We start from the raw sequence: 2,576 nt of genomic DNA, 5'->3' as shown, positions 1-2,576 counted from the left end.
CGGCGCCCGCCACCCCGTCGGAAGCCGCGGCCTGCGGCTATACGGGCGCGGATCTCGCCGCGACGGAGGACGCGGTCATCAGCCCGGAGATCCGCGATCTCGCCGCGCAGCTCGGCTATTCGCCGGTGCGGATCTTCCAGCACGTCTACAACACCATCCGCTTCGAACCCTACTTCGGCTCGCTCAAAGGCTCGGTGGGGACGCTCTACAGCGGTTCCGGCGGCGCCACCGACCAGGCATCGCTCCTCATTGCCCTGCTGCGCGCCTCGAACATCCCGGCCCGTTATGTCCTCGGCAATGTCCAGGTCACCGACGCGGCGGATCTGGGCGCCAACGGCCGCGCGCCCCGCTGGCTCGGCGCCAAGACCTACCGGGCCGCGGCGCTCATCCTCTCGAACAATCTGAATCCGCAAGCCGCCTACCTGACCAGCAACACCGGCATCCAACTGCGCCATGTCTGGGTCGAAGCCTGCCTGCCCTACGGCAATTACCGGGGCGCGCCGTCCGACCAGACCGGCCATCGCTGGATTCCTTTGGACCCGAGCTTCAAGGACAAGACCTATCAGGCCGGTATCGCCGGCATTCAGCAGGCGGTTGCCTTCGATTACAGCGCCACCGGTTATCTGGCCAGCCGCACCCACACGCTGCCCCACGAACGCTACGAGACGCAGGTCGACACCTACATCAAAAGCCTGAATCCGGACTATACCCTGCTCGACGTGCCGTACCGGGGCGAACCGATCCCCCGCAGCTTCGACATTCTGCCGGTCACCCTGCCGTACGAGGTGGTGCAATTCGTCAACTGGGCCGGCTCGTCGTCGCCCGAGACCGCCAGCCTTCCTGCGAGCCACCGCTATCAGTTCACGCTCAAGGTGCGGGACAGCACGGGCGGCAGTCTCATGGCGGACCAGCAGGTATCGCTGCCCTCGATCGTCCACCAGCGGGTGACGCTGTCCTATACCCCGGCGGACAGCGCTTCGCAAACGATCTGGAATAGCTGGAACGGCGATCTGGCCGGTTTGCCGGCCGGATCGGTGAATCTGAAGCCGGTCCTGAAACTCGACGGTACCACCCTGGCCACGGGGTCGGGCACGCTTCCGCTGGGCACGGAGCATCGCCTGATCATGAAGGTGACCCTGGGCGACACCACCCTCCAGCAACCCGCCTGCCGCAACGACGACCCCAATAATGCCACGCCGGATCCCGACCTTCATTGCTTCAACAAGACCGTCTACGTCAATTTGAAGGCCGGCGCGCATCATGCCTTGATGGCGTATGCCCATCAGGGAGCGGACCGCCTCCTCGCCGAGCGCGCGGAACGCTTGATTCAATCCGTCCAGGGCGCGCCCGGCGCGCCGACGCCCGCCAATGCCGCCAATTACGACGCGACCGAAGGCGAACTCCTGCATATCGCGCTGTTGAAATACCTCCGTTATGTCACCGACGCCGGGCAGCGCCTGGGCGAACTCAACGGCATCAGCGGCGAAAGCGGCATTCACCTGGGGCTCACCGCGGCGGGCCTCAAGGTCGACTACCTGTTCGACCTGCCGTTCGCCGTCCATCCCTCCGGTCCCTACATCGACGTGCTGGGCAATCTCGCACATTTGGTCAAGCTCGACACCACGGCGACCGACAGCGCCACCCTCCGCGCGGAAATCTGGCCGACCTTCAAGCTCTGGGGTTACAGCGCCTCGGCTTACGAGCACGCCATCTGGCAGGAACTGATCCGGACCGATGCGGTGTCGACGGTACGGGGGCTGCAATTCGCCGGCGAGTCCGGCGGTACGAACCCGCTGGTGACGTTGACCTCCGCCAATATCGGGAGCTGGTCCAGCCTGATGGACCCCAGCATGAATCTCTATCAGGGCAGCATCACGGGTTTCGTCAACGACGGCGCCACGGTCACGGTGCCGAAGAAAACCCTCGCCTACACCGACGGTCAGGCCCAGCCCAAGACCTGGAACGGCGCGGTGTACATGGCGGAAAACCAGACCAAGGGCTATATCGCCGCCATCATCAACGGCGGCCTCGGCGGGGGCTATTCGCTGGTCAACACGAGCCCGGTGCCGGTCTCCTATCCGCGCGATTCGTTCATTCCCAGCGTGGCCCCGAGCGTCTGGCCGATCAACTCGGCGACCCTCGCCAACGGCTGGAACGCGGTCATGAGCTGGGGCGGCGATCCGGTCAACCTCGCCACCGGCAATCTGTACCACACCGAGCGGGATGTGTCCGTGGCGGGCCGCGGCTTGCCCTTGGTGTTCGAACGCGCCTACAACAGCCGGGGACCCAAGGATGGCCCCTTAGGGTTCGGCTGGACCCACAGCTTCAACCATAAGCTGAACTTCTACGGCGCCGAGGGCGGGTATGTCAGGGTCGGCTGGGTGGACGGCACCGGGGCGGAGCGGTTCTTCAGGCTTCCGGGCAGCAGCGTGCCGGCGGGCAGCGTCTTCCAGGCCGCGCCGGGGGTGTATTCGGTTGTGAAGCGCGAGGCCGATGGGTCGTGGAGTCTGACCGAGAAGAACGGCCTCCGTTACGGCTTCGAGAGCAACGCCGGAACCACCGCCGGACAGGTGGCG

At 65.6% G+C, this 2,576-nt stretch carries 1 protein-coding gene; it reads left to right on the top strand.

The features are described from left to right. Positions 1–2,576: DUF6531 domain-containing protein (locus ABJK70_RS23415; protein WP_347259301.1), on the top strand; the 2,576-nt coding region annotated here is incomplete at both ends.

Source organism: Methylocaldum sp. (assembly GCF_039794385.1).
In the GTDB taxonomy this organism is placed as follows: domain Bacteria; phylum Pseudomonadota; class Gammaproteobacteria; order Methylococcales; family Methylococcaceae; genus Methylocaldum.
The sequence above is the reverse complement of the archived record's forward strand: the minus strand, read 5'-3'. Positions and strand labels throughout refer to the sequence as shown.